The following is a 22,827-nucleotide window of genomic DNA, read 5'->3' on the forward strand; positions in this document are numbered from 1 at the left end:
TTTATTCCGCCTATCGATAGGTTTTATCGTGGCTCGGGCAATTATCGCCCGCCCTTCTCCCGGTTATTTTTGGCTCAAGACTCATCAACGAATGTCTTCAGCCATTACGGGATTCAGCATGACAAAATTATTTACCGGCAAAGTCGCCTTGGTAACTGGCGGGTCGCGCGGCTTAGGCGCCGCGACCGCCAAGGCCCTCGCCGAGCAAGGCGCAGACGTAGCCATCAGTTACGTGTTCGCCGAAGAGCAGGCACTCAACGTGATCGAGTACGTCACCGCTAAAGGCGTGCGAGGCGAAGCATTTCAAGCGGATCAGGCGGACGTCGACGCCGCGCAATCGCTCATTGATCGAGTAATGGCCAAGTTCGGCCGTATCGACATCCTCATCAACAACGCCTCCATCGATCAACTGGGTAGAGTCGATGATCCCGCCCGCGACGCCGAAGCATTCGATCGCTTCTGGGCCGTTACGCTTTCGGGGTTCATGGCCACTGTGCGTGCGGCGTCCAAAGTACTTAGCGACCAGGGACGAATCGTGATGATCGGTTCTAATCTGGGCAACCGACCTGGCATGTCGGGTATCGCCGATCTCGCGGCATTGCGTGCAGCCATCGATGGCTATTCCAGAGGGGTCGCCCGTGACTTGGCCGAGCGCAACATTACCGTCAACGTGGTGCACGCTGGGTTTATGAAAACCGACCTCAACGCGCATCTGCGCGACGCTTTGGCGCCGTTGGTAGAGCGCTTGTGTTTCCCGCGATTTGGCCGACTGGAAGAAGTCGTTGCACCCATTCTCTTTCTAGCTAGCCCTGCCGCGTCCTACATCACTGGCACGATCATCGATGCCGATGGCGGCTACAACATCTAGTCGCCGCAGCACGCGGATGGCTCGGCTGAAATTACTGGGGAATACAGCATGAAAAAACTTGAAGGGAAAATTGCACTCGTCACCGGTGGCACCTCTGGCATTGGTTTGGCGACAGCACGCTTGCTGGTCGAAGAAGGCGCGCACGTATTCATCACGGGTCGTCGCCAGGCTAATCTGGATGAAGCTGTCCGTTCGATCGGTCGCAATGTGACAGGGGTCCAGGGCGACACGAGTAATCTTGATGACGTGGATCGGTTGTTTAAACTCATCACCGAAGAGAAAGGCCGGCTCGACATGGTATTTGCCAATGCGGCAGCTCAAGCCAGCGCGCCGTTGGGTGCGATCAACATCGAGCAGTACAATCGTGTTTTTGACGTGAACGTGCGCGGCACTTTGTTTACCGTACAGGGCGCTTTACCGTTGTTGTCGGACGGCGCTTCCGTTCTGCTGATGGCATCCGTTGCTGGGTCAAAAGGCAACCCAGGTCGAAGCATCTACGGAGCTTCGAAGGCGGCGGTTCGATCATTTGCACGGTCGTGGGCCAATGACCTCAAGTCTCGTAACATCCGTGTTAACGCGATTAGTCCTGGCCCCACCGATACTCCCGCATTCGATTCACCGGGAGGAGCCGAGCAGACCGCTCAGATCAAGACCCGGATTGCATCGACCATTCCACTAGGTCGAATGGCCCGTTCTGAAGAAATCGCCAAAGCAGCCGTTTTCCTACTTTCCGACGACAGTAGCTTCACTACGGGCTCGGAAATGTTCGTGGATGGCGGCTTCACACAAATCTAGAGTGCTATCGGCCAATCCCGTATGGGCTAGGCAAATATTTGCTCTGGAAGAGTAAAAGGCTTGGAGGCGCCGCTTCATCGGCGGCTGCTTCCGCCGAGTTGCCTTCAGGCTCCTGGGTTTTCAGCGACCTTGCAGATCCTATCCCACCTCTCGCACTAGTTACTGAAGTATCAGGGACGGATCGCTCGCGCTTATAAGAAAGAATTTCGGCAATAAGGTCCCGCTCGGGCCATTAACGGGATTGCTTTCAATCAAACCAAGCCACCTGACAGTTCTCTTTCTAATCTCCAAGTGAAAATTTAAGGGGTACCTATGCTTTCAGAATGGCTCTCCAACCTCCTCGCGCGACGAGGATCCCACTATGCCTGGGCCATGATCGCCGTAACATTTATGGCTGCCCTGGTAAGTGCAGCAGCGGTAGGTGCGCCCGGCATTTTCATCGTCCCCATGCAGATGGAATTTGGCTGGAACACTACGGACATCTCATCAGCACTTTCGATTCGATTTGTCTTATTTGGACTGACGGCTCCGTTCGCGGCTGCATTAATGAGCAAATATGGGCCGCGCAATGTCACGGTTGTAGCTATCACCTTGATAATGACCTGTCTTCTTGTGTCGCTCAATATGACGCAGGTCTGGCAGTTAATTGCATTATGGGGAGTAGGTGTTGGTGTAGGCGCAGGCATGACCGCCTTGGTACTGGGGGCTGTCGTGTCATCGCGTTGGTTCGACCAGCGCAGAGGTCTTGTGATCGGTGTGTTGACCGCGAGTAACGCCACAGGCCAGCTTGTTTTCATGCCGCTGCTCGCAAGCGTTACCGAACATTATGGCTGGCGTTGGGCGCTCGTTTTGCTCTCTACGCTGCTTGCCCTGGCGGCGTTCGCAGTGCTCATGTTCATGCGCGACCGTCCGAGCGATCTAGGACTGCGACCATACGGCGACACGAACACTGGTCCAATCGTTGAGCCTGTCGCAAGTGGCGAGTCAGTGTTTATGGCGACTTTGCATACGCTGCGTGATGCATCCAAAACGCGTGTCTTCTGGGTTCTATTCGCCACCTTTTTTATCTGTGGCGCGAGTACCGCTGGTTTGGTTCAAGTCCATCTGATTCCGCTGTGCGGCGACTTCGGTATTAACCAGATCCAAGCTTCGGGGCTGCTTGCAGCCATGGGGGTGTTTGACCTGATTGGCACTGTTCTCTCAGGATGGCTTTCAGACCGTTACGACAGCCGGCACCTGCTGTTTTGGTACTACGGATTGCGCGGCCTATCGCTGATCGCACTACCGTATTCAGACTTCACGATCTTCGGTTTGTCCGTCTTCGCTATATTCTACGGACTCGACTGGATTGCCCCCGTGCCACCCACAGTTCGCCTCGCCGTCAACAAGTTCGGGCCAGAGCGTGCTGGTTTGGTGTTCGGATGGGTATTCGCAGGCCACCAAATTGGTGCTGCGGTAGCTGCTTACGGAGCTGGGTGGTCCCGAGTAAATCTGCTTAGCTACCTACCAGCGTTTTTCACAGCTGGTGTATTGTGCTTGTTTGCTGCGGCAATCATCATGACCATCAGGCAGAAGAAACCTGCTTCTGAATTCGCTACCGCTTAAAATTCGCTAGCGAAGGCTGCCAGCTCAATCAATGCGATTTTCGTTGAGCTGGCAAACCACCGTGCCACACACCCCAACTGCGTTGGGCCAGCCGAAAGATCACAATGCTCTATGACGCGACTCTAGAGCCTTCGGGTTTCAGATCCACGCAACTGTCGATCTCGATACACACTGCGAAGAGTGGATAAGTCTGAATGAAGAAGCGGGCTGCAATGGCGCTGCTTGATACAACTGCACTGTCGCAGAACCTCAGAGGCTTTCAAGGCGACCACTACGGGTCGAGGCGGTGTAAAAACGTTTTTCAGCGCGATTGGAGCCCAATGTTGGACGTGAAAATCACGTTTCTACGCAAAATCTAGATCGGCTGAGCAGCCGATAATTTTCAGATTTCGCATAGATGCACAAACTTCAATTTTGACAAAGCGTTTTTACACACTCTGGGTCGTTCTCTGCCTCTCTCGACTGGCAGAAAACGGCCCAATAGCAGTCATCCGCGATCATCTGCTTTCGGCCAGCGTCGGCATCATGCACGAAGGCGCTGAACTATATCCAGACATCGTTCAAAGCAGTTCTTTCGCCATCTTCATGGCCCGTGTTCAAAATGCCTCGAGGCTCGATCATCATCAGTTTTGCTTCACCTTGTGCAGCAGTTCTATGTTCTACGCCGCGCGGCACCACATAGAGTTCGCCCGGACTTACATGGACGCAGCCATCCGGCAGGTCAATGCGCAAGGTGCCTTCCAGTACAAGAAATGCCTCGTCGGTCTCGGGGTGTGAATGCCAGATGAATTCTCCTTCGATTCGCACAACTTTAAACTGATAGTCATTCATTTCCGCAACAACCCTGGGGCTCCATTGTTGTTCGATAAGCGAAGCCTTATGCACCAGGTTTACCGGGAGTGATGCTTGTGGGTGACGTGATTCAGACATGACGGTTCCTCTATCGTTGGAGTCGTCAGCCTATCGAGCCATGAGTCGGGCGTTCTTGTACGATCCTGCAAGTCAGCGTGCGGCCCGCAATCGTTCCAGCCAACGCATGGGTGGGGCACCGTAGCATCGCGTAAAATGTCGCGTCATATGACTTTGATCGTGGAAACCCGCAGCGAGAGCGGCATCTACCAAGGTGAAACCGTCCAGCACCAATGCACGGAACCGATCCAGACGGCGCAGGGTGACAAACCGGTACGGACTCGTACCGTAAAGCGTCCGGAAATCGCGTGACAGGCTCCAGCGCTCACGCCCGCTAGCATTCTCCAGCATTTCCAGCGTAATGCATGAGTGCAAGTGTTCGAAAATGAATGCTCTGGCACGCTCGGCTGCGCGGTAATCCAGACGCTTGCGCCCTCGCGGCTTGCCCCCGACCGCACGCAACGCAATCGCCAGGTCATACAGCGCGTCCTGTTCCTCCAGAGGCTCCAGTGGATGGTTCACCGCTTGCACGAATGCTTCACTGGCGTGGTACAAACGCGGATCGCTCGAAAGCCCCCCAATGATAAAGGGCAGCGGTTCTCCGCCCAAAACGTTCTGGATTAATGCCGGATCAACGTAGGCCATTCGATAACGAAATCCAGCATCGGTGCCAGCCATACCGTCGTGAAGTTCGTCAGGGTGAAGCACGAGCGTATTGCCGGGAACTCCGTGGCGCAGCGATCCTCCATAGTGAAAGCTCTGTACGCCCGCCAATGTACGACCAATCGAGTAGGTGTCGTGTCGATGCGGATCGTAGCCGTGGCTACCGAACCACGCTTCGATACGTTCGATCCCACCAGGTTGAACACTGCGGATTACCCAGTCGGCGTTGGCACGATGGCCATTTTTCTGATCCAAGAATGTACTTCTCCGTGTTCTCGCAGGGGCAGTGAAATCTGCCTGTCGGGAATATACAAGCACGGTTATTCAGATGGCTGTTTTTGCCGATTGCTGCCCACAAGAGGGGTCTCCTACGCCTCCAAAAATCGATCGGGCCGGCATGGGCGAAGGGCAATGGACGCCTTCTTATCGATGATCTCCTCACTCGCCAGACGTCCCACTATCGCCGCCAAAGTAATTCCAGGATGCATTGCACAAACGTAGACGCCACCCACATTGGGAAGATAACCGATGATGGGGATGCCATCCCCAGGCATGGGCCTGAGTCCGACACAAGCCCATTCCGGATCTATGGAAACAACACCATGGAGTTCGTTCTGGATTGTCTTAGCAGTTCGAAGCGCTATCGCTGCCGGCTGATTTTCCACGGCATCGTCCAGATAATCTTCCGCCGCGAGCAACTCACAATCCGAACTTTGCCGCACTTCCATTTCAGGGCTGGATATGAGGGTGTGCACGAGGTTGGGTTGTGACTTGTAACGGATGAAAATGGCAGGCGAGGCCTCTATTGGCAAGGACATTCCGAGTATGTCTGTCAGCTTCGTGGTGCCTGTCCCCGCTGCCAATACGACAATATCGGCATCGATGACACCTATTGTTGTTTCGACTCCTATCACCGTTGCGCTCTGGGTAACAAAACCGAGCACTCGCGTCTGAGTGAGAATCTTCGCCCCATATGCCTCGGCACCTGCGATCAACGCATGCGTAGCCGCGACTGCGTCCAGCGCTCCTTCTTCAGGCTTATATAGAGCGGACTGGGGAGGTTTCTTGATATTTGGTTCAAGGTCGAGAATCTGCGATCGAGACACCAGTTTTGCCGAAGCTTGATGACCTGAGATCGGCAGCCCTTCAATCGCCATGGCGCTGTAAGACAAGGCACCTGTCCATCTTATCTCCAGACCAGGCAGCTGCGTTTCGAGTCGGCGGTACTCTTTGATGGCAGAACCGCGCAGTTGCGCAATTGGGTCAGGTTCGGGGTGTGAAGCATTAAGCCAAGCGAATGAACTGCCAGTCACTCCTGAAGCTATATCTTCAGCTTCCACTAAGGTGACGTTCGCGCCTTTACCTGCCAAGTGATACGCCAATGACGCGCCAACGATGCCTGCACCAATGACAATGACCCTTTCGCCCTGACCATTTCCCATATCAACCTCCGATCTGTCGATAAGACGATGATACGACAGCTGGATGATTTCATGAGCTGAGAACCTGATCGTTCATGACGCTCTTTGAGTGTCTTTTATTGGCCGTTTTCTGCCTCCCGTGATGGACAGAAATGGCCAAGAACAGACGCTTTCCATAAGCGCCTGTTGTTCGGGATCGGTGCGTAGACGGATAAACAATCGACGCCTAACGACTCCCCTCGTCTCCGAAGAAATCATTCCTTGCGACCAAGCCAAAATCATCAGCGGCGTCAGCAGCTTTGTCGCTGAAAAAATTCTCGGTCCGCCGTTCCTGCTTTAGGTAAGCAATGGTCTTGAAGAAGCAGTCCTCACAGAGTTGCAACTCATATCGTTCGCCGTCATGTTTAGTGCCATAACCCCAATGAGCTTGGAGGCTGGCGTATTGAAGTCCGCCATTCTCAGAACGCGTGGAACTGCTGCATGCATCACACAAGACGTCAATGATTGTCTCGATCTCGACTTTTCCCGTGATCTTCATTGCTGGCCTCTACCTATATATTGAATCAAGACCTCAGCATACAGCTTGCGAGCCGGACCTACTGAACCGTTCGATGCATGCCACAGTGTTTGCTCAAGGCGGTTACAGCCCCACCTGACAGGCATCTTTCGACCCAACGATAGCAGTGACGACAGGCAAGAATCGGCCCATTAGCAGTCACTCCCTATTGACTCAACCTCCATTACCGACACCGGCCTGGTCACTAAGTACGATCACGGTTCTTTTTCAGCGCCAGCCGGGACAGGCATCGACAATCTGACAGACATGCTTCCATTCGAGTGGAAGTGACGCGGACAGTCGACACTTATTCTGCGACCTCTATTTGGAAGGGACACCGAAATAGGCCTGTGCCCTGATTGCCACGATCATCCAATCAGCATCGACATAATTGCAGGCGACCATGGTGGTGGACATCAACATCCCCAATACCAAAGGTGCTTTTCGAGCGAACGTGAGCGTGACCTATGAAAAGCCCAGCGGGGCTGGGCTTTTAGGCTGATGGGCGTTATCACCACTTTTCAGTCGGGTTTTGACAATGTCATTCAAGCCCCAACGAGTTTTGCGGCGATCTTCGCCACATACTCCCCTTGGTGTCGGGCAATTCCCATTTCGCGGGCATCTGGCTGACGTGAGCCGTCAGCGCCGGCAATGGTTGACGCGCCATAAGGTGTGCCGCCGCCACCTTGAGAAATATCGAAAAGTGCCGGATCGCTATAGCCAATCGGCACGATAACCATGCCGTGATGCGCCAGGGTCGTCCAGGTGGATGTAATCGTGGATTCTTGACCGCCGCCAGTACCTGTTGAGGTAAAAACGCTGGCAACCTTGCCGATCAGGACACCTTTGGCCCAAAGCCCGCCGGTCTGATCCAGGAACGTTCGCATCTGACCGGCCATATTGCCAAAGCGGGTTGGCGTACCAAAAATGATCGCGTCATAGTCACCTAACTCGCTTGGCGAAGCGACTGCGGCTTGTTGCCCTGTCTTGCCGTGTACTGCTTTGAAGATCTCGGGATCCATGGTTTCCGGAACACGTTTGAGCGTGACCTCAACACCCGGAACTTTGCGAGCACCTTCAGCGACAGCTTGCGCCAAGGTTTCGATGTGTCCGTACATTGAATAATAGAGAACCAGTAATTTCGTCATTTTTTCTTACTCATCAGGTGGCATTCGAAATGCATTGCTAACCGTTACTTGGACGGTCCAGACAACAATGCGGTCAGTGGCCTTCGGAAGCGTTGAATGTATTGAGTGAGGCCAGATCAATGAGAAGCCTGCCGCACGGCAGGCTCCATTTTTGGGGCTCAGTTCAGATGCGTTTTGAGCTCAAGTGCTGCCTGACGCACCGCAGCCTTGACCTCGGGAATCGAGTTCAGCGGATTGAGCAAGCCGAAGTCATGGATCATGCCGTTGTAGCGCACTGAGGTGACCGGCACCCCGGCCGCATCCAGGTGGCGGGCATAACCTTCGCCTTCATCACGCAACACGTCGAACTCGGCTGTTTGCACCAGGGCTGCCGGCAGGCCCTTAAGCTGTTCGGCACTGGCGTTGAGCGGCGAGGCATGGATCTGTGCGCGCTCCGCCGGGTTGGTGGTGTAGTTGTCCCAGAACCACTGCATCATGCCCTTCGTCAGGAAGTGGCCCTCGGCAAATTGCTGATACGAGCCATTGTCGAACCCGGCGTTGGTCACCGGCCACATCAGTAACTGAAAGCGCAGGGCCGGGGCTTGTTGCTCCTTGGCCATCAACGCCACGACCGCCGCCATGTTACCGCCAACACTGTTGCCCGCTACCGCCAGCCGCTTTCCGTCGACACCGATGTCCTTGCCATGCTCTGCCACCCAACGGGTCGCGGCATAGGCCTGATTGATCGCAGTCGGGTACTGCGCCTCTGGGGACGGCGTGTAATCGACGTACACCGCGACGGCGCCGGAGCCCACAACCAGGTCGCGAATCAGGCGTTGGTGAGTTGGGAAGTCGCCCAAGACCCAGCCGCCACCGTGGAAAAAAATGAAGACTGGCAACTCACCTTTGACCTTGGCCGGACGGACGATTTTCAGCTTGATGCTTAACTCCCCCGCTTGGATTGAGCGATCGCTCACTTCGACGCCAGACAGATCAACCTTCACCGAGGCCTGTGCACCGGTCAGAACCGCACGTGCGTCCTTCGGGCTCAGTTGCTCCAGCGGTTTTCCGCCACCGGCCGCCAGGGCATCAAGGAAGGCCTGGGTATTGTGTTCGACGCCCGGACTGCCTGCGGCAATGGCATGGTCTATGGAAAGAGCCAGAAGGGTGATGGCCAGCGTTTTCTGAATGAAGTCCATGAGTAATCCTTTTTAGTTATTTGAGTTTGAATATCTAGAAACAGCGCCGACAAGTTGTTGAGTCAGGCGCAGGTACAGCGGGCGTTACTCGATCAGCGGAACGTTGGCCGCTCGTTTGTACGGCCCGTATTCCACCGGCACCCACTCGAAATGCTTGTCCACGGCGCTGATATGACCAATACCGGGGAACGGCAAGTGCGCGGCCGTCACCCAGGTCTTGCTCGCGGCAGCGGCACTGAAGACCTGATTGCGACTCTTGATGGCTTGCTGATTGTTAACGTCGAACCCGATCGACACCTCCGGGTGCAGGAATTGCACGGCGAGGTTGTGCACCAGGTCCCCCATGAACAGGATGCTCTGCCCCTGGGAGGTGAAGCGGTACGTGCTGCTGCCGGGCGTGTGTCCGCTCTCCAGTTGAGCCTCGACCACACCCGGCAACGGCGACTGACCCGGGGCGAAGGTTTTGAAGCGCCCCGCGGCGATGTAAGGTGCGGTGGAGTCCTGCGCGATCTTGAAGAAGCCTTTGGCTGCCTCCGGAGCTTTGGCCAGCGCCTGCGGGTCTAGCCAGTAATCGGCTTCGGCCTTGGCGGCATACACCGAGGCATTGGCGAAGATCGGCTGCTGCTGACCATCCACCAGACCGCAGACATGATCCAGATGCAAGTGCGTAAGCAGGATGGCATCGACCTGCTCCGGTTTGTAACCGGCGGCCTGCATGTTGGCCGAGAGCTGGCCGGCGGTTGCACCGATGCACTGCCCTGCCCCGGTGTCGACCAGGATCAGTTGTTTCCCAGTATTGACCAGGAAGGCGTTGAACGCCGTTTGCACGCCCGGTGCTTCAATCGCACGACGGGCGAGCAGCGCGCGGATCTGACTCTGGCTCATGCCCTTCAGCAGCTTCGGTGAAAGATCGTTGTAACCGTCGAACAGCGCCGTCACTTCGTAATCCCCCACCGCCAACCGGTAGTAGCCTGGGACCTGAGTGGCCTGAATCGGCGCCTGAGCCTGGGCGCCAACCGATGTCAGTACGAATGCCAAGCTTAATCCACGCAGTGTGCAAACCAGAGAATGCTTCATGCCTCACCTTTGATCGAGTCAGAAAACGGCTAATCACGTCAGCCGAGTAAATTCGATCATGCACCAGCCCAACACCGTGAAAATTGCAGCGATGTGCTGATTTAGCGCAGGGGTATGACACTGCATATGAATGGACGTTGATCATCCGATCTGTCGAAAATCTGCAACGGTTCAACCGCCTATAGCGGTGTGCTGTTCAACGCCTGTGACGAGGCTCGCTTCATAACTCTTAAGGTTTGCTTAAGGACTTTAAATGTCGCCGGCGGACAGACTTTCCTGAACGATAAGGAGAGCTACCATGAACCCGCAATCGGTGAATACGAAACATCCAGGCCCTTTAGTTGTACGGCCGTTGGGCGCCCTGTCCAGCTGGCAGGAACGCCGGGCCAAGGAGCTGATGCTGCGTGACTTGGGCAGCTGCGTGCGCATCAGCGACATTGCCGAACACTGCAACCTGTCCCGTAGCCATTTTTCCCGGGCGTTCAAAAAGGTTACCGGCCACTCGCCGCAAGGCTGGCTAGTGATGATGAAAATCGAAAAAGCCAAAAGCCTGCTCATTACCACGATGCCGATCACCGATGTCGTCTATGAATGCGGTTTCTCGGACCACTCGCATTTCACCCGCACCCTCAGCCGTCTGGAAGGGATAACACCCAAGGCATGGCGCCGGGCCTTTGCTCTTGCAAAGAGCCACCCTACCCCGTCACCAGTGATTGATCGGGAGAGACCCCACTGGAGAATTCGCGATAGCTTGGTCGACAGCTTGGGACAGTCGCGCACGCAGCTACTGCACGCCGTGAACTGATCGAAGGCGACAAAACGAACTCCTCCCCTTTGGCCGCTTATGCGGCCTTTTTTATCCAGCGCTGGCGGGTGCCAGTGGCAGGCTGAAGCAAATCCGGGCCCCCGATCACTGTCCTGGACCACCAGCGTTCCACCGTGCGCGCCGATCACCGACCTGCAGATAGCCAGGCCCATTCCCATGCCGCTGCCTTTGGTGGTGAAGAAAGCATCGAAGATCTGCTCGCGCCGTTGTGCGTCGATTCCGGGCCCGTTGTCCTGGAAACAGACCTCGACATGAGCGTCCTTCACCGCTGAGCTGATGATGATGCATCCATTGGGCAACTCTGCTCCGCAGATGGCCTCCAGCGCATTGGTGATCAGGTTGAACGCAACCTGCTGGATCTGCACCTCGTCGACCGGATCCAGACATTGCGCATCGAGCCGGGTTTCCAGGCGCACGTTGCGGTTAGCCAGATCGGTGGCGCTCAAGCGCACGACCTCTGCGATCAAGCTATCGATTTGTACCGGCAACCGCTGCAACGGCGCTTGCTTGGCGAGTACGCGAAGCGCCTGGACAATGTCGGCGGCGCGGGCGCTGTCCGAGCGAATGTCTTCTAGCCCTTGAATCGCCTCCTCCAGATCGGGCAGATCACGCTTGAGCCACCGCAGGCTGGCCGAGGCATTGGTCACGATGCCCAGCAGCGGCTGGCTGATTTCATGGGCAATCGAAGCAGAAAGCTCGCCCATGACCTTGAGATGCGAGCTACGCGCCAGTTCCGCGCGGGAACTGCGCAAGTCTGCCTCCATTTGCGCGTGTAGCCGGTTATCCTCGACCAGCTTTTCATACAGCTTGGCGGTTTGCAGTGACACCGCGGCCTGAGAGGCGAGAATTTCCAGCATGGTCAGGCGCTGGGCGTTGAACAGTTTGGGGACCAGGCTATTTTCCAGATAGACCAGGCCGATCAACAGGCCTTGTTTGAGCAACGGCAGGCATAACACCGACCGCACTTGGCGCTGTTGCAGATCGGTGCTGTAGGCCTCGGGACAATCGGCCCGGGCATCGTCGAGCAACAGGGTCGTGCGCGTGCGCATCGTGGCGTTGAGCACCGAGGCCGGCGCCACCTGTTCGAGCGGTTGCGCGCAGGCCAGAGTGACCCGCACATTGCTCGCTTCGACCGAAGCCGTCGCAGCCAGTTGCAGGTCGGCACCGCTGACCATCATTAGCACGCCATTGTCGGCGCCGGCCTGAATCATCAAGTGATTCATCAGGGTTTCGACCAGGCGCTCGAGCAGAACTTCCTGCGACAGTGCACGCGCCGCTTCGATCCCCACTTCAAGATCGAGGCGAACCTGGGTCATGGGCCGGACCGGTTCGAACGATGGCTGCGCACTCAGAAACGGATGCAAGGTTTCCAATAGGCGTGCCTTGCTGTTGGCGCCCCACAGGTTGTAGCAATCGCGCGCGACACGCAGGTGGTGGTTGGCGCCCGACACCAGCCCGTTGGCCAGGCAGATAGCGGCCAGCTGTTCATGGGCCAGCGCCTGCTCATGGATGAAACCTGCCGCCGCCGCAGCGATCTGCGACTGATCGAAACAACGGATAGCTACCAGCTCCTGACCGCGCAAACAGGCAATGTCCCCCTCGATCAGCAACAGTTTGTTGCGGAAGGTTATCGGGTTGAGTTCGACCCACGGCAGGAACCGCAGGCGTTGCCGCTCGAGTGTTTCCAGTTTTTCCGCCACCTCGCCCGGCGCTTGCGCACTACCCAGCGCCAGGCTGTAGAACAGGTAGTAATCGGCGAGATTGATATGCGCCGGAATGGACCAGGCGAGCGCGGCGGCTTCTTCGAAACGTCTCAATGCATAAGGGATATCACCAAAATAAAACGCCGACATGCCTGAATACAGCCACGACCAGAAAAGCGTCGGCTGCGACACACGGGTACGGTCGATAGGGCCGAAGCGGTCAAGTTCGATGCCATCCAGTTCGGCGAACGGCCGATGCGGGCGCCCGTCCCGCAGATCGGTGGCAAAAGCCTGTTGCGCCAGCAGGATGCGCTCGATATCGATGTAATGAAATTGCCGCACCCACGCCAACCCATGCTCCAGTTCGTTCAACACCCCTTGTAAGGGTTCGCCCATGAACAGCAGGTCGGAACCGATGTGGTTGCAGGCGTAACAGGACATGCCCAGGTCGCCGCCGGCCTGGCCGCTCTCGAATGCTGCGAAGGCCTTCTGTCGAGCGTACGCCATTGGTCGGGTCCACGGGCTGACCTGATCGAGCGCCACCAGCGTGCCTGTGCGCCCTGCTTCGTAGCCGTGCTTGTCGGTGAGTTCAAGCGCCACTTCGGCGAAGGCCTGCCCGTCCACATATTCGCCATAGCGCTCGGCAATCATCACCCCAAACCAGGCAAAACCGTAACCGCTGCCTGGCGTGGTGCCATGCCGCAGTGTGAGTTCGACCATCTTTGCCAAATGCAGAAAACGAATGTCGTCGTCGACGAAGAACGAAGAAATCAACGTACTGAGCAACTCCATGGCCGCTTCGACAGACGGATCATTGGCCTTGGGTAATTGCACCAGATCAGCAATGCGGCGTGCGCCGACAAACTCACGAACCTGGGTAAATGATTACGGGGGTGACACCCTGCTCCTGATACTGGTATTCCCTAATCCGATTCTGGCACTCGCTGTAACACGGTATTATATTATGTAAGGATGTAACTCAGTGACACGACGCTGGAGTCTGCCCGCCCTTCGTGACGCGAGCCCGCCCGGCACTCCTCCCTGTCTCGTGGCTAATAATCCTGCCAGCACTGCTCTCCATACCGTCGACGAGGCGCAAAACACAGATGAACGGTCATGACCCGGGATAACCCCGAGTTATCCCGGGTCAAAAGCCCTGACCAACAAGCGTTCGATTTCTGGCTTTGTACACTGTAATTACATGCAACGTAATACAGGTCAAAAAACTGGGGGAGGCGTTATGGCGCGCGAAGGCATCAACAAGCAACTGGTGCAGCACGCCAAAACCTCCCTGCTGGCCCAAGGCAAGCGCCCCACCATCGACGCGGTGCGCATCGCACTGGGCAATACCGGCTCCTACACCACCATCTCCCACTACCTGAAAGAGCTCGAAGAAAAACCCAAGGCCACGCTTGAACGCCTCAGCGAGCCGCTGGCGCAGCTGGTGTTGAGCTTGAGCGAACAACTGCACGCTGAGGCCGAGGAGCAATTAACCCAAGCCCAGGCGCAATTTTCCCTAGAGAACAATCAGCTGCAAGCACAGTGGCAAAGTGCGCAAAAGCGCGTGGAGGAGCAGCAGCGCAACCTGGAGACACTGGAGACGCGGCTGCACTACGCCCAGCAACAGCGAGAAGAAGACCTGGTGCGACTGAGCCAACAAGCCTCGGAGCTATCGCTGGCGCAACAACGTGCTGAAGAATTAACCAGGCTGTTGCAGGAACAACATACGCAGATCGCAATACTGCATAATGAGCAACGGCATGCCACTGAAACCCTTGAACAGTTTCGCCTGGCGCGCCAGGACATTCAGGACACCCTAGTGCAGCAGCACGCCCAACAAGTGGCGCATCTGTCTGCAGAACTACGCCGTAACTCTGATCAACTCTCGAGCATGCAAACAGAGCTGTTGGAGCTCAATCGTGAAAATGCCCGGCTCCTGCAGCAACTCAGCACTCGGCAAAATATGATGAAGGAACAATAACCCCCGCCCGCCCACCTCATCAGTCGCTTGAGCAACGTGACGAGCCGTCAGTAAAAGCCTGCAGCCCACATTCAGGTATTGCACGGGCATTGCTGAGGGTGATCAACAGACACCCCCACAGCGCGACACCGACTGCGGCGCACCGCCTCGTTCCAATGACGTCTTCCCCCGAGCGTTGACCGGGCCTCTCCCACAGAGCTGCACCCTCACTCATATCGCGACACCAACTTAGCGATGCCGCCATAGCCACCCAGTCGCGACCGGATACGGAGCGCCGGCCCGGGTATCAAACGCCGAGCAGCACTGACCTGCCTACTCAACCGTTAGGTCGCCCCTACCAACCAGTGCCATTACCTATCCCCGAAGTGTCAACACCTCCACGAGCTACGTAGTAAATCGCCAACAACAGTAGATTAACTGTCTTGCAAGCCACCCAACTTATTGTATTTCTTCAAGTAATACCGAACGTCGGGCGCCGAACCGGATAGATAACGTAGGTGTAATATTTTACAAAGCTAACCGTTTAACCCTTTTTAAGTGTGTCACCGGCCCCGTGAGCAAAAGAACGAGGGCACTTAGTCGCCCACACACTCCCCTCCAATCAGATCGGGTTATCCGAAAAGCTCAATAAATATCGAGCTCATCATTGGTCCTGGAAGGTAATTACTACATGACTGGACCGTTATAGCCGGAGGTACCTAGGTCCCGCTTACGAACGAACATCCATCGCCCATTGCATGCCAGGTACAACGTTTCCGGCGGCGAATCCTTATGACTCCGAAGCCAATACCCCCCTTACCCGGGAAGACGTCATGAAAAATTTCGAAGATTGGCTCCAGACTGCCTACCATCCAGGCTTCCAGAATGACTTGGGTAAATCCCCGCAAGAGGCCTGGGAAGAAGACCAGGCCAATACCCTTGCCTTCGAACGAAAAAGGTACAGTGAGGAAGACCTTAATCCCCATCTGCTGTGTGTCGCCTACATAAAACCCAACAATGGCCGGTTGCGCTTCAAAGGCCTCAGCTGGACGGGCCCTGCAGTGAATTATCTGGCCACCCGGTATCCCGGCAAACCCAGGCCGCTGCGGCTGGTGTATGACATTTCCGAGCTGGGCAAGGCCTGGGTTTGCGACCCCAGTTCGCCAAACGAACTGTTCGAAATCACGGCGGTTGATCCCGATTATCAGAATGGTTTGACCCTGCACCGCCATGAAATGATCAAGGTCCGGCTCAGAGCCAGAAAGCAATCACCTAACTTCAGTGCGGCACGCGAGGCGCGGGTGGCGATATTACGAGAACTGGCCAGCGCGAAGACCAAAACCTAATTGAAAACCCGGAGACGCGCGGAGGAGCGTGGCGATTTCAATTCGAGGCCGAGTTTGCCCGCGCCTTCCGTGGCTCTGGAGGCTGACAGCAACCGCCGGTATCAATTCCATCCTGATACCCCATCGGATTACGCCAGCGTAGTGACCAAACATGACTGATGAAGCGAAGGCTCAAGCCATGGTCGAATTCGACGAACAGACCGGGTTCTTTCCCAGTTATCAGTTCGCGTAATGTTAACAACGCACCGAGATCAGCAAACGCCTGCACCGCGCTGGGAGGACTATCCAACATGATCACTATACTCAATCGGTATCGTTTGCGAAGCGAAGTGCCTGCACGTCGCGCCAGTGCAGAATTTGTTTTAGGTTCGCCTCGCCTACTGGACCCTATATCGAGCTATCTGCACCCGACAGCCGCTCAACCTGGTCGCGATGAAGTACTTCGGCACCACGCCTTTCCTTTGCGAACAACGCTGTCGCTGGCCAACCTCCATCACTGCCCCTATCCCTCTCAACAGGCCAGCACGCCCCCCAACCTAAATTTGTTTCGTCGGGATAGTTTCGTGTTCGCGGGGGATTTTTCTTGTGATCACGGACACCGGTGGATCAGCTACCTGCTGGGTGCGCTCGGGATGAAGGTCAGCGTCGAATCGCTGTCGAAATGGGCACCCGACATCCATGTCGACGGAGCTATGGATGGGCTTATGCAAATCGTAATACTGTCCGATACACAGACACGCCTTGTACTCGGGGTACATATTTGCACTAAGTATGCGGTGTACGAGTGGGTAATTGGTAAGGTAAAAGCCTTGGCGAATCATCCCAATGGCCGGCCTGGCCGAGCTCGCGCCGGCCTCAACAACTACCCGCGGAACGGGCAGACTTCACCCCCAACGAATCAGTTGTCGAGTGCTGGATCATATGGACTGAAAGGACCGCGTTCCTTCGCTCATAAGCATGGCGGTGCACCACATCGACCTCAGTAGTTCCTTCTGACGTCGAACTCTCAGCCCGTGACCAAAAGAGAAGGCCACTAAGTCGGCCAAACACTCCCCTTTCGTCAGTTCGGACAACCTGAAAAAGCTCAAAAAAATATCGAGTGCTTCGTCGGCTTGGGAGGTAATTACTGCATGGCCGGACCGTTATGGCTGGAGGTACTTAGGTCCCACTTACGAACGAACAAAGTGCCCCACTAAAAAGTGCCGAGTTGTATGCGCATCCACCACGTTGTGGTGGGACCCTCAGAATCACTAGAGGAGGTCGCACGATGATCATCACGTCCAAGGCAATGGACCTCGACGATGGGCCCGTGCGGTCCTGCTGCCAGCGGCGTCGGCAAAATTTTCTCGTGGACTTTCCGTCCCGCAAAAATGGCCATTCGATGCAGTGCCATTCGGTATTGGAGTCTGCGTACTGCATTTGGCTGGAGTTTGCCCCCCAAGTCGTCAGGTACTACACACAACCTCACACCTTTACCTGGATAGATGCGGGGCAGCGCTATCGCTATACCCCGGATTTTCTCGTGGTGCTGACGCACGGGGATAGCTACTTCACTGAGGTCAAGCACGATTTCACCAAGCAACGGCAGAGTCGCCTGACCAAGCTGGAGAGCTTCCATGCGCTGTGCTTCCAGGAGGGGTGGTCCTTTCAGCGCCGCGACCAACAACGCCTTACCGGGTCAACCATGTTTCATACCCTGCAAGCGCTCTACAGCCGCTCGAATACTTTCAACGAACAGCGGCAGATGTATTTCTATCACTACCTGCAGCAGCGTGTGTGGCCAATGACGCTGGGCGACCTGGTCCAGGACAGCGCGGCACCCGACACCGGGACAATCTGTTACAACCTATTCACGGGCCGACTGACTGCCGACTTGACCCAACGTTTGACGTTGGACCTGATGGTGGATTGGACACCGCCTCATGAGTAAGTCACCAGATGTGCCTACCGTTGGGTGCCAATACCTCGTCAATGGCCGAATCATGGCGGTTATTCACGTCGATGAGGAGTTGGTGACGCTCAGGGATCTGGAGAGACCGTACACCCGAACACTGGCCGTCGATGCAATGATGAGCGAGGTGTCTCATCAAACTATTGTGCAGTACGCCCGTCCGCCGGGAGCAGGCTCCAATGCCTTAGCTTTTCTCAACCCACAAGACCCGCAGGTGATTGCCGCCCAGCGCAAATATCGTTACGTCGAAGCCGCGCTCAAGCAACTAGGCGGCGCACTGCCCGTAGAAGCCACCAAGAAGCTGATTAAACAGGTTGCTCTTGAAATGGGCGACCCCTCACCGCCCTGCTATAACTCTTTATATAAATGGACCGCGCACTACAAAAAACACAACTGTGATCGCTTCTGCCTACTGAAAGAACAGAGTTACTTACCACGCGGCAAACGCTTGGAACCGAAGGTCGAAGCTATTATTCGGGAAATTATTGCTCAAGAGTATGAAGATATAACACCACCTACTAGACCTAGTTTTATTCATAGTTTAATTCATGGTCAGATTATTCTGATGAACCGCCTTCGCGAGGGCTATTCCACCCGACTACTGAAAACACCGTCACTGTCTACTATCCAGAGAAAGATAAAAAAACTGTGTCAATTTACGAGTGATCAAGCCCGTCAAGGTACGGATTATGTAAAGAAACACCACCACTCAAGTGAATTAAGCGACGAACCTCAGGAATTGTTGGAACTGGCAGAAATAGACAACCATCTTCTCGATATTGCCATTATCGATGAAAAGGGAAATCTGTTGGGCAAAATTCTTTGGTGGACCGTAATTTTTGAAATCAAAACGAGAAGTGTCATCGGCTGGGAATTATCAACAACGTACCCCTGCGCAGAAAAAACAATTCGCGCGTTGAAAAAGGCATTGCAGGCAGTGCCTGGTGAAGAACGTCGTCGGGGAAAGCCCATCTATCTGCACAGCGATAATGGCGCTGAATTTGTCAATGCGACAATTCGGCACTTTCTGGATCGACTGAATATTCTTTTTAATCGAGGTCCACCCTACACCGCCAATGCGCGAGCCCGCATAGAACGTTTTTTTGAAACATTTGAGCTGTGGTTGCATCAGCAGCCGGGCACCACTATGTCTAGTCCTGCCGAACGTCGGTACTACAACTCAGAAGGCGAAGCGGCGTTTACCATGGCCAGTATGAATCGGCACGCAGAGGATTGGATAGAGAATATCTACCATAAAAAGAGACACCGCACCCTAAACATGCCGCCAACGGTGGCGTGGGAGCGGGCAATAAAAAACCAACTTCCACCGGAAAAATTTACCGCAGAAGATCTGGATACATTGTGCCGAGTTGTTCAATCAGCAACGATCAGCGCTGCCGGACGAGTACAGTTTTTATGTTTAAGCTGGTATGGACCGGATCTGCAAGAAATCCGATCGAAACTAAAAAAAGGACAATTAGCGATTTGCTATTACAACCCGTTAGATTTAGGCGAGATCTGGGTCGCTCACCCCGACACTCCACGCCAACCTGCACGCGCCTACGCCACCAACCCTAAGTATCAAAACGGCCTCACCCTGACAGAGCATGATTTGCTGCATAAAGAATTTCTCGCCGCAGGACGAGAGTTTGACGACAGTGAAGCCGATGTCGCGTTATTACTGCTTCGACGCCGCATGGCCAAAGAGTACGAGGAGTCTCGAGCGCTACGTAGAAATGCGAAGTCAGGTGAAAACACCAATCTTCTCACAGACATGGACCTAGATAACCTAAGAAACATGATTGTGCCGGAGGATACGTTGTTCGGGAACGGTGAGATTCCCACCTTCAAGGTGGACCGACTATGAACATCTCCCCCAACGGCATCAATATTGATGAAGCACTAGAAGAATTGGCTGCCTGTACGATTTGGTACCCAGCTTATCAGGAGGCCATGCGGCTCATTACTAAAAGTATCGACTCTACGCGCCACCGTAAAGACCCCTCGTCAGCCATGTTGATCGGTCCGACTGGCGTTGGAAAAACCAGGTTATGCTTAAAGCTTGAGAAGCAACTGGGTTACAGCCAAACAGTTATACGCGCAGACTGCGAAAAAACAATAAAACCCTGTGTGTATGTCGAACTACCGGAATCTGCCACGATAAAAAGCTTGTCCATGGTGATGGCCAAAATTCTCGGCGAGGATGTCAGCGACCATCAAAGCATCACTGTTTTGGAAACCCTCATCATCGAGAGACTCATCACAATGGAGGTAAGACTGGTAATTTTTGACGATTTCCACCATGTAGCTGGAAAAGGGTTATCTAAAACCAAGGCGTCATTGTGCAAGTGGATTAGTTTACTTCTGAACAAATCCGGCATACCATTTTTGATCTCTGGCTCCGATACTGCTGAAGCCACAATAAATACAGTTCAAGAACTAAGTGACCGCTTTCCATATCGTGCCCGCTTGCAGTGGCTGCCTTTGGCTGAGGAGTCAGGCACACCGACACTACTGGGTGTGCTTGCCGCCTTACAACAGGAAGTCATCAGATTAGGGTGTTTAACAGACTATATCCACTTAACCGACCCCAACCCCTATAAAGCTATTTATCTCGCCACCGAAGGAAACTTTAGGCGACTGAGTAATTTGCTGCACGATAGCTTTCGAATAGCACTCCTCAGGGGAGACCATAGCTTAACGATCAACGACTTCGCAGAGGCCGCCGACGACCTGGCGTTTTGCTGCACCCCGAATCACTTCCGCATGACACCCAAACAACTGAATAGCACATTAAAATCCAAAACCAATAAGATTTTGGTACAGCAAAAATGAGCACTCTATGTTACGTGGGCATCCCCCAACAATGGGAAAGCCCTAAGGGAGTGTTGATACGGACTGCGTATCACAATGGGTATTCCACTGTTGGAACTATGTGTGCGTTCCTCAATGTCCCCTACCATAGAGACGCACTGGATTTATTAACGGAGCAATCGCCCTTATTCAGTAGGTTAACCATGACAGCGCCGGATCTCGCGCAACGGCTCTCGGCAAATAGCTATACGGTAAAAAATACAGATGCTGCGCTCTGGATCCTCGATGAAATCTCCCTAAATCGCTCACAGTTTGCACATCACTTCGCGTACTGCCCCGAATGCTTGCGCAACGAATTGATCACCGTTTTTCAAGACGTACGGGATTTACCTGTCTGTCCTCTGCATCAAACACTTATAGTCACACACTGTCCTGATTGCCATGAGCGTGAGCACTGGACCAATGCAAATCTTCTTTTTTGCAAATGCGGATTCGACAGACGCAACTCAAAATGCCGAAACGGCGCAATGATGGAAGCCGGTCGCCTTCAGGCGTTTGGCCCGAATTCTGACATTCACAAACTTTCGCAAATGACCTACATCGCACATATCTGTGAGGACATCTGGATATCCAGAAAGCCCAACGAAGAAATAAATTCGTGCTTTCTTATAGATGCAATTCGGAAGCACGCCTCCAAAATGATTACAGTACAACTTGCAAATTACCCAGGCTTCACACGCTCAATGCATCTTTCACCATGGCGCTCAACTCATCCACTGCTAATTAAGCTCGCAAATGAACTCATCACAGAGCCAACCACTAAAAACTCTAAATGCGACACAGAACTATGCTGTATTGACGTAGAACTTACGCTTCGCGAAATAAAACACTCTGTGACTGGCTGGAAAAAATGGTCACAAAACATTTTCAACCTTAAACACTTTGAAGTACATCGCTACGGCAGAGGCCAGCCCTACTACCAATGTCATACTCCAATTTGCAGACTGGTTCGATGCGCGCTCGATCGCATACAGCATATTGAATCTAAAGCTAAAAAAGTCGCAAATAACTACTCAACCATGCAGGAAGCCGCCTTGCTACTTCACTGCAACAGCATTGCCATACTACAGCTTACGGAGCTAGGTTATTTGCATCGACCTAAAAACGAAAAAACTGGAAAAGGGAATGCCATATTAATAAGTAAAACATCCATTGAGAATTTCAATAAAATTTATATTTTACTCAGCAGACTCTCTCACCTACTAAACACAACAGAAACACAAACGACTCGCCAACTCAACCAACTTGGTGTAATCATACATCACGACAAACTAGGACCACATGTTTATGAGCAATCTAAAATCCACTCTATCTGGAAAAAACTGCAGGATGCATTAAAAAAACCTGCTCCACTCTTCCCAATAGCATTACCACCTCCTCGACATGTATACAATACACTTAGGATAGCCTGGGCGAACACAGCACCAACCGAAGAACTTACTCCTTCCCTCCCTACATCCGTCGAACGCCAAGTTACGGGTTTCACAACCGATCAAGCGGCCACCTTCTTAAACATCACTAAGCGCCGCTTAAACCGTCGATTTATTCTGACAGGGTTAATCAAACCAGACATTATTGATAAAACCCCATGCTACTCTCTGGCGCACATTCAGTTCATGAATATACACCTGCAGCAACACTTGTCTATCGGACAAATAACTAAAGCACTAAAAATCGGGCGCAACGAGGCTTTTCGCCTAATTAACCTGTCAAAGCTTCGACCCTCTTTCGCACTAGCCTACTCCAATGGAGATATTCAACTACTTTACGACAAACATAACATCTACAACCTAGAATCAATTTCACAAACAGGAAAAGAAAACGACTACAAATCAACAACCAGCACTGACAAAAACTTGCTTGCGCACCCCACTGAACAGGTCTTGCCACATCCCCCACTTATATACCAATGGGTTATGCCTTCATTGTGAGACCACCAAAATTCGA

Annotated in this window: 17 protein-coding genes and 1 pseudogene; 10 read left to right on the top strand and 8 right to left on the bottom strand. The window is 54.0% G+C overall.

The features are described from left to right. Positions 1-118: 118 nt before the first annotated feature. The 3 genes from KGB21_RS20115 (at position 119) to KGB21_RS20125 (ending at position 3,268) form a co-directional block, all read left to right on the top strand. Complete coding sequence (locus KGB21_RS20115; RefSeq protein ID WP_223506498.1) at positions 119-868, top strand: SDR family NAD(P)-dependent oxidoreductase; 750 nt, start codon at positions 119-121, stop codon at positions 866-868. A gap of 48 nt (positions 869-916) precedes the next feature. Next, the gene (locus KGB21_RS20120) at positions 917-1,663 is read left to right on the top strand and encodes an SDR family NAD(P)-dependent oxidoreductase (RefSeq protein WP_223506499.1); all 747 of its coding nucleotides are present in this window, start codon (positions 917-919) and stop codon (positions 1,661-1,663) included. 312 nt (positions 1,664-1,975) lie between these two features. Beyond that, the gene (locus KGB21_RS20125) at positions 1,976-3,268 is read left to right on the top strand and encodes an MFS transporter (RefSeq protein ID WP_223506500.1); all 1,293 of its coding nucleotides are present in this window, start codon (positions 1,976-1,978) and stop codon (positions 3,266-3,268) included. A 543-nt stretch (positions 3,269-3,811) separates the two neighbouring features. Here KGB21_RS20125 and KGB21_RS20130 read toward each other — a convergent pair. From KGB21_RS20130 to KGB21_RS20160, 7 genes are all read right to left on the bottom strand, one after another. Beyond that, positions 3,812-4,198, bottom strand: a complete 387-nt coding sequence (locus KGB21_RS20130) for a cupin domain-containing protein (RefSeq protein ID WP_223506501.1) — start codon at positions 4,196-4,198, stop codon at positions 3,812-3,814. A 72-nt stretch (positions 4,199-4,270) separates the two neighbouring features. Further along, positions 4,271-5,095, bottom strand: a complete 825-nt coding sequence (locus KGB21_RS20135; protein ID WP_223506502.1) for an AraC family transcriptional regulator — start codon at positions 5,093-5,095, stop codon at positions 4,271-4,273. A gap of 113 nt (positions 5,096-5,208) precedes the next feature. Beyond that, a complete protein-coding gene (locus KGB21_RS20140; protein ID WP_223506503.1) occupies positions 5,209-6,282 on the bottom strand; it encodes an NAD(P)/FAD-dependent oxidoreductase in 1,074 nt (357 codons plus the stop codon). A 205-nt stretch (positions 6,283-6,487) separates the two neighbouring features. After that, complete coding sequence (locus KGB21_RS20145; RefSeq protein ID WP_223506504.1) at positions 6,488-6,799, bottom strand: hypothetical protein; 312 nt, start codon at positions 6,797-6,799, stop codon at positions 6,488-6,490. 563 nt (positions 6,800-7,362) lie between these two features. Then, positions 7,363-7,965, bottom strand: coding sequence for an NAD(P)H:quinone oxidoreductase (wrbA, locus tag KGB21_RS20150; protein ID WP_223506505.1), 603 nt, complete (start codon positions 7,963-7,965; stop codon positions 7,363-7,365). Positions 7,966-8,123: 158 nt separating this feature from the next. After that, the gene (locus KGB21_RS20155) at positions 8,124-9,143 is read right to left on the bottom strand and encodes an alpha/beta hydrolase (RefSeq protein WP_223506506.1); all 1,020 of its coding nucleotides are present in this window, start codon (positions 9,141-9,143) and stop codon (positions 8,124-8,126) included. Positions 9,144-9,227: 84 nt separating this feature from the next. After that, positions 9,228-10,220 carry an MBL fold metallo-hydrolase gene (locus KGB21_RS20160; protein WP_223506507.1) on the bottom strand — a complete coding sequence of 331 codons (993 nt, stop codon included), beginning with the start codon at positions 10,218-10,220 and terminating at the stop codon, positions 9,228-9,230. 397 nt (positions 10,221-10,617) lie between these two features. On the opposite strand from KGB21_RS20160, the gene KGB21_RS20165 reads away from it, so the two are divergent. After that, the gene (locus KGB21_RS20165) at positions 10,618-11,025 is read left to right on the top strand and encodes a helix-turn-helix transcriptional regulator (protein ID WP_317846736.1); all 408 of its coding nucleotides are present in this window, start codon (positions 10,618-10,620) and stop codon (positions 11,023-11,025) included. A gap of 164 nt (positions 11,026-11,189) precedes the next feature. On the opposite strand, the pseudogene KGB21_RS20170 reads toward KGB21_RS20165, so the two are convergent. After that, a pseudogene (locus KGB21_RS20170) lies at positions 11,190-13,541 on the bottom strand (GAF domain-containing protein); the annotation flags it as partial. 409 nt (positions 13,542-13,950) lie between these two features. On the opposite strand from KGB21_RS20170, the gene KGB21_RS20175 reads away from it, so the two are divergent. The 6 genes from KGB21_RS20175 to KGB21_RS20200 all read left to right on the top strand — a co-directional run bounded on the left by KGB21_RS20175 (position 13,951) and on the right by KGB21_RS20200 (position 22,811). Further along, entirely contained in the window at positions 13,951-14,730 is a 780-nt protein-coding gene (locus KGB21_RS20175) for a DNA-binding protein (protein ID WP_223506508.1), read from the top strand. A gap of 812 nt (positions 14,731-15,542) precedes the next feature. Beyond that, positions 15,543-16,055: a hypothetical protein gene (locus KGB21_RS20180; protein ID WP_223506509.1), complete on the top strand. Its 513-nt coding sequence runs from the start codon at positions 15,543-15,545 to the stop codon at positions 16,053-16,055. A gap of 1,267 nt (positions 16,056-17,322) precedes the next feature. Beyond that, on the top strand, positions 17,323-17,985 hold the full coding sequence (locus KGB21_RS20185; protein ID WP_223506510.1) for a TnsA endonuclease N-terminal domain-containing protein: 663 nt from the start codon (positions 17,323-17,325) through the stop codon (positions 17,983-17,985). Continuing rightward, on the top strand, positions 17,978-19,873 hold the full coding sequence (locus tag KGB21_RS20190) for a DDE-type integrase/transposase/recombinase (protein WP_223506511.1): 1,896 nt from the start codon (positions 17,978-17,980) through the stop codon (positions 19,871-19,873). The genes KGB21_RS20185 and KGB21_RS20190 overlap by 8 nt, the downstream gene beginning before the upstream one ends. Continuing rightward, the gene (locus tag KGB21_RS20195; RefSeq protein ID WP_223506512.1) at positions 19,870-20,841 is read left to right on the top strand and encodes a TniB family NTP-binding protein; all 972 of its coding nucleotides are present in this window, start codon (positions 19,870-19,872) and stop codon (positions 20,839-20,841) included. Before KGB21_RS20190 ends, KGB21_RS20195 begins: the two co-directional genes overlap by 4 nt. Beyond that, entirely contained in the window at positions 20,838-22,811 is a 1,974-nt protein-coding gene (locus KGB21_RS20200; protein ID WP_223506513.1) for a TniQ family protein, read from the top strand. The genes KGB21_RS20195 and KGB21_RS20200 overlap by 4 nt, the downstream gene beginning before the upstream one ends. Positions 22,812-22,827: the final 16 nt, after the last annotated feature.

The organism is Pseudomonas sp. GL-RE-29, from assembly GCF_019947275.1.
Lineage (GTDB): Bacteria > Pseudomonadota > Gammaproteobacteria > Pseudomonadales > Pseudomonadaceae > Aquipseudomonas > Aquipseudomonas fluorescens_A.

Bases quoted from the DNA above. Each gene is read 5' to 3' on its own strand.
- KGB21_RS20200 (WP_223506513.1), top strand. From the start codon at position 20,838: ATGAGCACTCTATGTTACGTGGGCATCCCCCAACAATGGGAAAGCCCT.
- KGB21_RS20155 (WP_223506506.1), bottom strand. From the start codon at position 9,143: ATGGACTTCATTCAGAAAACGCTGGCCATCACCCTTCTGGCTCTTTCC.
- KGB21_RS20145 (WP_223506504.1), bottom strand. From the start codon at position 6,799: ATGAAGATCACGGGAAAAGTCGAGATCGAGACAATCATTGACGTCTTG.
- KGB21_RS20180 (WP_223506509.1), top strand. From the start codon at position 15,543: ATGAAAAATTTCGAAGATTGGCTCCAGACTGCCTACCATCCAGGCTTC.
- KGB21_RS20185 (WP_223506510.1), top strand. From the start codon at position 17,323: ATGATCATCACGTCCAAGGCAATGGACCTCGACGATGGGCCCGTGCGG.
- KGB21_RS20160 (WP_223506507.1), bottom strand. From the start codon at position 10,220: ATGAAGCATTCTCTGGTTTGCACACTGCGTGGATTAAGCTTGGCATTC.
- KGB21_RS20175 (WP_223506508.1), top strand. From the start codon at position 13,951: ATGCAACGTAATACAGGTCAAAAAACTGGGGGAGGCGTTATGGCGCGC.
- KGB21_RS20190 (WP_223506511.1), top strand. From the start codon at position 17,978: ATGAGTAAGTCACCAGATGTGCCTACCGTTGGGTGCCAATACCTCGTC.
- KGB21_RS20125 (WP_223506500.1), top strand. From the start codon at position 1,976: ATGCTTTCAGAATGGCTCTCCAACCTCCTCGCGCGACGAGGATCCCAC.
- KGB21_RS20165 (WP_317846736.1), top strand. From the start codon at position 10,618: ATGCTGCGTGACTTGGGCAGCTGCGTGCGCATCAGCGACATTGCCGAA.
- KGB21_RS20115 (WP_223506498.1), top strand. From the start codon at position 119: ATGACAAAATTATTTACCGGCAAAGTCGCCTTGGTAACTGGCGGGTCG.
- KGB21_RS20130 (WP_223506501.1), bottom strand. From the start codon at position 4,198: ATGTCTGAATCACGTCACCCACAAGCATCACTCCCGGTAAACCTGGTG.
- KGB21_RS20195 (WP_223506512.1), top strand. From the start codon at position 19,870: ATGAACATCTCCCCCAACGGCATCAATATTGATGAAGCACTAGAAGAA.
- KGB21_RS20140 (WP_223506503.1), bottom strand. From the start codon at position 6,282: ATGGGAAATGGTCAGGGCGAAAGGGTCATTGTCATTGGTGCAGGCATC.
- wrbA (WP_223506505.1), bottom strand. From the start codon at position 7,965: ATGACGAAATTACTGGTTCTCTATTATTCAATGTACGGACACATCGAA.
- KGB21_RS20120 (WP_223506499.1), top strand. From the start codon at position 917: ATGAAAAAACTTGAAGGGAAAATTGCACTCGTCACCGGTGGCACCTCT.